Below are 8,085 nucleotides of genomic sequence, written 5' to 3'. Positions count from 1 at the left end.
TCTGAGGTCATTTTCTGTGCTTCATCTAACTGTTTTTTCACCTTTTGAAATATGTCCTGATTACTGGCTTTCTTTTTGATAATATTCGACTTCACCATCCCCCTTTACCGTGCAATATCCAATCACATCCGGAATCCGAATCTTCGGGATACTTTCCGGTTCTTCCACTACCACAACATGCCCGCATCCGTCTATTTTTTTCCGTACAAACAATTGATTTGTCAGTTCAATATCCTCCGGTGCAATATAGAGGATGTCATATATTTCTCCGTCTCCTACAAAAATAATCCGTATCGGATATTCCTCCTTAGATGCGAGAAAATGCTGCTCAATCTTCTTTTGATTCATCAGGTCAATCAGTACCCACAGGCAGGTACTTATCCCACGTTCCCATGCTGTATGTGCAGATTCATTAGCAGCCACCTGTTTTGTTTCGTTATTCACATATATCATGCGGTCTTTTTCCAGTACCTTTAAAGCCCGCCCAACAAATCTTTCCCGTCCGTCTTTTTCAAAGTAAGCATACAACTGACTCTTATCCAGCACGTTATATTTTTGAACCAATTCTTTTAATTCCCGTTCCACGTCTCTCTGCTTATTCTGATTTTCCATAATGCCTGTATCCTTTCCAAATAATCATAGTTACTTAATGACATATAAAAAGCGCATTGTATGACAAGTTATTACCTGTTTTCTTTCGCAGATAATCTTGTGACGCATACAACAACGCTTTTAATACGCATTATTACAAATCTGTTCCGCTATGTAGTCTGTTTTCCGTATGCCTGTTGTCCATACTTCTGCAGACGCTCCTTTAATTCCTGCAAGTCCTTTCTGTCCGTTGTGATCAAGTCTTTTTCTAACTGACTTGCCTTAAAATCTACGATTAGATTATTGCTGTTCGTAGAAATCAAACCTGTTCCCCTTTCAAATCTTGTAATGGACATTGCTTCTGCTTCAGATAAATCAAGTTCCTCCCGTATATTCTCTGCTTCGCTGGTCTCCATGTTGAGAATGATTTTGGTCTTTGAGTTATTTAAGATTCCCCTTCCAAGTTTGCCACCTTTTAATGCAAAGAAATCCACGAGATCCTGTGTTGCACAGATTGCAGAGCCGCCATAAGCACGAATTACTTTGAAAATCTCCAGCAGGTATTCTCCTGCCAATTCATTTGACACCAGGAGTTTCCAAGCCTCATCTACAAAAATTGCCTTTTCCACAGTTCTGTCCTCTTTTGCCTTCGCCCAAACAAAATCCAAAGCAACAAACATTCCAAGCAGCAGATCGCCGGAAAGCTCTGAAATATCCAGAACTACATATTTATTTGATAAATCCACATTTGTTTTCTGGTTAAATGTTGAAGCAGAACCATGTACCAATCGGTTTAAAATATTAGCCATTCTCCGGCACTCCCTCTTTCTGAGCAGAACCTCATACAGATCACCCAAAATCGGCATATCTTTGTATTGCCCCGGCTTGTCTGGATTTTCCAAACTTTGATTATCGTGCGTAATCCCTTTTTCCGCATAGGTAATTACCAATGCCTCATCTAAAAGCTGCTTTTCTTCGTGACTCAAATCCGGAATCAGTAAGCTGAAGAAAATATGCAGACTTTGTATTTTCATTGCCAGTTCTGAGCGTTCTACTGTGTAACCATCTAATATTTCACTGGCACTTGTATCCGTGGGACGAATTTCCATTACATTGATACAATTTGGTGAAGCTGGAGAGATCTGTATAAAAGCCCCTCCAATATTATTACAGGCTCTCGCAAACTCATGCCCTTTATCCGGTGCAATAATAAATACCTGTACATTCTTTCTTCTTAAACGCAGTGCCATTAACTGCATGGTAAAAGTCTTACCGGCGCCGGATGTCCCCAAAATGGCAATGTTAGCATTCTTATATATTTTCGTATTGAAAATATCTACGATTACTAGTGAATTGTTTGCTTTGTTGACACCCATCATAATTCCGTCTTTGTCCGACATTTCATAGGAAGTAAATGGATAGCAGCTCGCCACTCCGGAAGTCAGTACATTCCGCTTTGAACGTTCATACAGTTTCTTATCCAGACACAATAAAGGCAGCGAAGACAAAAACGCATTTTCTTCACGAAACATACAGCTTATCACTCCGATATCCTGAGAGTTCAATAGCTTTGTCATTTCTCTTACACGCCACTCGACTTCTTTTGCGCTGTATCCTGTAATAGTGATCAGAGTGCTCATATAATAAAAATCCTCACTCCCGCTTAACCCACGTTTCAGATAATATCCTGCATGGATAGACTCACTCAGATCATCAAAATCCGTATTGGTGTCATAGGTATCTTTAATTTTGGAACGATTTAGACGGATTCTTCTGCCGATACGTTCCATGGATTTACTTTTATCCTGTCGGAAAAAGAAAACATCTACATCAATTCCTTCACCTGCATTGATCAATAGTGACAGCCATCCCGCTGGTACTCTTGTCCTGTATTTATGGGAAGGTATCAGAAGATAACTGTAATACATACCGTCAATGACAAGATGACTCCTGTGCCGCATATCCATTGTTTCAGGTGCAATCAGTTCAGTAACCGGAATGTGGCTGATACTCTCCCTACCATTCTCTCTCTGGTAATACCTTGCTACTTTTTTTGTCCGTTCCTCCAAAGTTTCATACACACTCGTCTTTCGATTTAAAATTTGATACAGGACATCCACCAGAAAACGGGTGTCATTTTCATATTCCAGTACAACATTCCCACATTGAGAAAGATACTTTTTTGCAGTCTGTACTACTGACCTCATGTAAAGCAGTACCTCCCTCTCTTTTGGATTTTTGTTATTGTTATAGGACTGATATTCAAACACCATAAAAAAACGTCTGGTAATTGCCTCTTTTCTTCCCAAACGCTCAATGAGTTTCGCATAATCCTCCTGAAGCAGCTTTACCCTGTAATCCGGTTCCCGTTCTGCCTCTTCTTTGATTTTTTCTATATACTCCGAAATATCCGCTTTCTTGGATACCACTTTAAACTGTATTTTAACAGGTGCTATTTTTAAGTAGGACATAAAAGACATAATGATATTGCGTTGTTCAGATGATGAGCGCAACAGGAAGTTGATTGGCAATATTTCTATCAGTTTCACATAGCGGTGATCCGTTGTATAGATAACCCCGTTTTTTATCTGACGTATCGGAAGATATGAGGATACCCATGTTACCGGAAGTAAGTCCAAATCCGGTTCTCGCTCTTTTTTCTCCTTTCTCCGATCATCTCTTAAATTACTGATATTTTCTTTATGAACTTCTGGCTTGTCCAGCTCTTTTTTCAGCTTCTTTTCTTCTTTCATCTGAACTTTTCGCATCCGTTCCTCTTCCCGGAAACGTGCCCGCTCTAACTTCTGCTGCTTTTTACGTTCTTTTTTCTCTTCTTTAAGATTCCGTTTTTCCGTCTGTTTTGCTTCTTTTAGCTGACGTTTTAATTCTTTTACCTCGTTTCCTATGACGCTCGCCTCCTTTTCCACTCTGGCTCCGGTATTGCTGTTTTCTTAATCTGCGATTCCTTTTTAAACGATATTTACCGTCTGGAACTGTAAGTATTCTCCGTCCCCACAGGTATTTCAGAAACTGAAATAAAAAAGAAGTCAGGCTTTCCCCCTGTACCCCTAACACCGCAAATATAACAACTGGTATCATTACAATTATCCCGGCATAGATTTTTCCTTTCACGCTGAGGTTTGTTGCCATAAGCAACTGAAATAAAAGAAGAGCCAGAACCCCTGCTTCAAATGCATTTCTTAATCTGACTCTTCCTGAAAAAATAGTACCTTCTTGTGCAAAATTAGGCGGAATTGTATATACGTCTACCTTTTCTCTCTGTACGATTTTGACCACCTCCTGTTAGTCATATTGATTTCTTTTCTTGCGGAACAAAAGTCCAATGCCGAGAACCGCTGCTAACAGAATACAGCCGCACAAAACATACTTTTCTCTTGTGCTGCCTTCCTCCAAAAGAATCTCAATCTTATTCTCCCTATCCGCTGCATTTCTTATCCCAGCCTTTTCAACCATTTTTGTTTCCCTTTTTTCTGCTTCTGCCACCGTTCCTGTCTTTTCTTTTGTGACGTTGATTTTCAAGAGAAGTAATTGATTCTGTTCCATTTCCAATACATCCTTTGCATATTCCGTTTTATAGATATACTGTTCATCTACTGCCTCGACCGCTTTTACTTTATAAACTCCGTTATTTACCGCAACATTTTGTTCATACAGATTATCCGGCGACAATTCATATTGCCTGCTCTCTCCGTTTTCTTTCTGTATCGTAATGTAGACAGTTCCCGTAAATTTAGGAAAATACTCCGTCCGTAAAGCAAGTGTGGCTGTTGCTTGTTCCGTATCCGTAAAATTTTCTGCATACGTTTCCCGTTCTTTCCATTGATCTGTTTTCGCTCTTACATTGCCCATGTCGTCAAATAATACATACTTCCCTTCTACGTTTACGGTATCATATGCCCATGATCCAACAATTTGTTCTCCTTGTTCATCAAAGCCCCTACCTTCTTCCCACCGAATAATCTCTGGTAATTCCTGCTGCTCATTCCCTTTTGCAAATATCTCTGCACGAAACATACAAACTAACAAACTGCATGTGGCAATCAAACAACACATTTTCCTTTTTGAATACATCTGCCACTCCTCCTACTAATCTTTTCCAATAATCCAAAATGCCCCGGCACTTAAATCACGACCGTATGATTTTATCGTATCAACGCTGTATGCCTTTGTACTTCTCTCCCTGCTCGCACAATCTGCAATGGTAATATACCCGTCTCTTGTAACGCCTGTAAGTACGATAAAATGTCCGCTGCCACTTCCCGTTATGGTGTATGCTTCACAGATTTCCACAACCATTTTCCCTTCTTTTAAGGATTGCACAACATAATCCATACGATCTTTTCCTACACGTTCACAAGTCAATCCCCAGTTACTTGCAGCATTTCCGATAAAAGAATGTGCCGTACCTGCTCCCGGTACATACTCTCCGTTATTCATGGAGAATGCACAGGTTGTCTGTGGATTTACAATCTTTCCGGTAAGCGTAGATATGACGATGGACATTGAAGTTGGTCCGCATCCAGCTGCCCCTATGGTGCTTGTGCCATACGGCATACTCCCCCAAGGTTCTTCCGTCTGATTAAAATAGACTACTTTTTTGACTCCTTTTCCAACCGTATCGTAGGTGAAAATATCGCCTGATGCGTCAATATTGCTGACGTAGGTATCCTCCCCGCCGCCAGTTACAAAATCTTTCCATGAAAAGAGGGAAAAGAAAGCATCTTTCAAGGCAGCCACTCCTTCATCCATCACTTTCAATACCTTTAAGACCAATTCAAAAGTACTCTGGCTTGTAACGTATTTATATTCATATCCGCTTCCGGATACGGGTTGTGAACTAAGAAGAAGTGCAAGGGTATATTCGACTGTTTGCTTCATCACAGGAACAGTTTCCTTTACCACGTTTTCCCCATCTGCCTTCAGCTTTTCATAGGTGGTTTGATCAATCTCCTGCTTCCCTGATTCTAAAATCTGATAATATACGGACTCCATAATCTCACGTTCTTTTTCATCTGTGACAGACCATGAAAAAAAGCTGTCAACATGTTCTGTGACAGCAGTTTTTAACTGTTGATATGGTTCACTCAAATCTTCATCCGTCTCTGTTCCCTCGTTGTTTCCATTCTTTCGTTCCTCAATTGTCAGATATCCCAAAACCTTTTTCACATAATTTTGAGTCTCTTTATACGGCGGAATTTGATATCCATATTTTATAACTGCCCCCGGACCTGCGTTATAAGCAGCAATCGCAAGTTCTAAACCATTGGAATAGCCTTTGAACTGTTCCAAATTTCCAGCAATATATTTTGCACCGCCCATAATATTTTGACGGGCATCATAAGGATCTACCCCTAGAGAAGCGGCAGTTCCCGGCATAAGCTGCATCACTCCGATTGCTCCTGCACTGGAAACGGCACTCTGATTAAAATTTGACTCCGTTTTTCCCATTGCTTTTAATAAAGCCACCGGAACACCATAGGACTGTGCAGCCTCTTGGAAGTAAGCATCATATGGACTTGACAGATTTGTTGTCATATCTCCCCACTCACTGGAATATCCTAAAAACTCATTTCTCGTGTTGGAATCCCAGATATCCAGTAAAAATATAGAAAGATAATAGCTTGCATTTCTCTTAAACTTTGTTTCATATTCATCTATCACAGACAATTCGTAATCATTATAATTTTCCTGCTTATCTGCAGCAATCTCTTCCAACCTTACATCTCTATTCTGCTCAATGATTGCCATAATCTCATGCTCATACTCTTCCTTGTCCAAAATCTGCTCTACCCGGACTTTCAGATTGGCAAGTTCTTCCGACTGGGCTTCATTTGCAAAGGCATCTGCATCAGCGAATCCAAGATAAGTCAAAATAATACCAATGAGATTTGCAATAATAAACATCCATAAGAAGATTGCCATCAAAATACCACCGACTACCTTCCAAAATGTTTTACTCGTTACAATCACGCCTACAACTGTCCCCAGCGGTCCTGCAAGGGCGGTTCCTGTTGTTGCACCAGCTGCTGCTGCGCCTCCCTGTGCCGAAGCAGTTGCGGCGTAAGCTGCCTGTGATGTATGAGCCGCCTTTTGTGCCGCACCTGCTCCCTGTCTGGCCTGATTTACTGTTTTCTGAATTTGCCCCGCTGTTTGTGCTGCCTGACTTACAGTACCAGCTGCACCATCTAAAGGAGAGGCATTTGATTTGTCATCTCTCATACATTCACCCCTTCCTTATGTCAGAAAATCATCTTCATTCCGTCTGTGATTTTTCTGGTTTCGCTGATTAAGTTCTTCCCTTGATTTTGGAACTTCCCAGCTTTTCCTTGTTTCAGCACCGTTTCTCCTGTCCTGGCTTCTAACCTCTTCCGTATTTAAACCATTTAAACTATGGTCTGTATCCATGGTGGAAGAAGTATTTTGATGTATCGGTACATCAAAATCGTGATATCCTTCTGACTGATAGCCTCTGTTCTCTCTATCCAAGCCATCATTTGTATGCAGAGATCTACCCTCTGCTGTATAGTCTTGTCCACCTGCATCAAAAGAATCGGACAGCATTACACCGCCATCTCCGCCTATTTCGCTGATAATTCCACCAGACTGTCCGGATACCTGTTTACCAGATAATTGATTTCCTCCAGAAAGCGGCGATTCTCCACCGGATGTATCCATTCCACTTCCAATTCCGATATCTTCGCCACCAGTACTACCAATTGCATTTCCGTCTAATTCCATTTCAGGCTCTATGGAATCTCCCGTTTCTGCTTCATCTTCCTCTACCGGATAATCTCCGAAATCACTCACCATACTTCCCTCTCCTGTGAGCACAGTATCCATATCTGTACTATCTGCACTTTCCACAAGACCATCTGTACCTTCCACGAGACCATCTGCAGAATTCTCTGACAACTCACCGGAATCAAAGTCTGTGCCATCGGAGAAACCATTCATATCTGTCATTCCCTCTTCATCAGCAAACGTATCTTCAGGCATCATACCCATTTCTTGCAATACACCGCCCTGTTCCTTATCCATAGAATCAAAGTCGTTTCCATCTGCTTCCATATCTACTGCTTCATCAACTGTTGCACTATCAAAATCATTTTCGCCCTCCATGTGCATCGCATCACCGTCGTTTCCAAATCCCATTGGAATCGGACCTGGTGCAGCATCCGTCATTCCGGCTCCATCTGTAGATACCTGGCTATTTCCTGCATGATCACTTGCTCCTGCTGAGTCACCGACGCCCCTTCCGACATGTGACAGCACTCTTCCGGCTGCCATCATCAGACCAAGCGCCCCGATTCCAGTTGTTGGTCGTCCTAAATTAACGCCCAGTGAGGATAAATATGAGTCTAATTTAAACGTGACTTTACAAAAGCCTACCAGACATAACGTTGCGACAAAGAATTTGGTAAATCCGTAACTGCTTGCATTAAGATTCCCATACCCTGATAAAAACATTTTCAA

Annotated in this window: 5 protein-coding genes and 1 pseudogene; all 6 read right to left on the bottom strand. The window is 41.3% G+C overall.

Annotated elements, in window-relative coordinates; genetic code table 11:
* Nucleotides 1-60 precede the first annotated feature (60 nt).
* A complete protein-coding gene (locus WMO25_RS11445) occupies nt 61-612 on the bottom strand; it encodes a DUF5697 family protein (protein WP_117500895.1) in 552 nt (183 codons plus the stop codon).
* 149 nt (nt 613-761) lie between these two features.
* A complete protein-coding gene (locus WMO25_RS11440) occupies nt 762-3,359 on the bottom strand; it encodes a VirB4 family type IV secretion system protein (RefSeq protein WP_182440779.1) in 2,598 nt (865 codons plus the stop codon).
* Nucleotides 3,360-3,426: 67 nt separating this feature from the next.
* On the bottom strand, nt 3,427-3,888 hold the full coding sequence (locus WMO25_RS11435; protein WP_318584032.1) for a hypothetical protein: 462 nt from the start codon (nt 3,886-3,888) through the stop codon (nt 3,427-3,429).
* 6 nt (nt 3,889-3,894) lie between these two features.
* Nucleotides 3,895-4,683 carry a hypothetical protein gene (locus WMO25_RS11430; RefSeq protein WP_118621650.1) on the bottom strand — a complete coding sequence of 263 codons (789 nt, stop codon included), beginning with the start codon at nt 4,681-4,683 and terminating at the stop codon, nt 3,895-3,897.
* 15 nt (nt 4,684-4,698) lie between these two features.
* Entirely contained in the window at nt 4,699-6,831 is a 2,133-nt protein-coding gene (locus tag WMO25_RS11425) for a transglycosylase SLT domain-containing protein (RefSeq protein WP_118621651.1), read from the bottom strand.
* 15 nt (nt 6,832-6,846) lie between these two features.
* Nucleotides 6,847-8,085 (bottom strand): annotated as a pseudogene (locus WMO25_RS11420) (hypothetical protein); the annotation flags it as partial.

Origin of the sequence: Coprococcus intestinihominis (assembly GCF_040096555.1) — a bacterium.
Taxonomy (GTDB): domain Bacteria; phylum Bacillota; class Clostridia; order Lachnospirales; family Lachnospiraceae; genus Coprococcus_A; species Coprococcus_A intestinihominis.
The sequence above is the reverse complement of the archived record's forward strand: the minus strand, read 5'-3'. Positions and strand labels throughout refer to the sequence as shown.

What these genes read in the sequence shown, in the direction of transcription:
- WMO25_RS11440 (WP_182440779.1), bottom strand. Translation starts at nt 3,359, where the DNA reads ATGCGAAAAGTTCAGATGAAAGAAGAAAAGAAGCTGAAAAAAGAGCTG.
- WMO25_RS11425 (WP_118621651.1), bottom strand. Translation starts at nt 6,831, where the DNA reads ATGAGAGATGACAAATCAAATGCCTCTCCTTTAGATGGTGCAGCTGGT.
- WMO25_RS11430 (WP_118621650.1), bottom strand. Translation starts at nt 4,683, where the DNA reads ATGTATTCAAAAAGGAAAATGTGTTGTTTGATTGCCACATGCAGTTTG.
- WMO25_RS11445 (WP_117500895.1), bottom strand. Translation starts at nt 612, where the DNA reads ATGGAAAATCAGAATAAGCAGAGAGACGTGGAACGGGAATTAAAAGAA.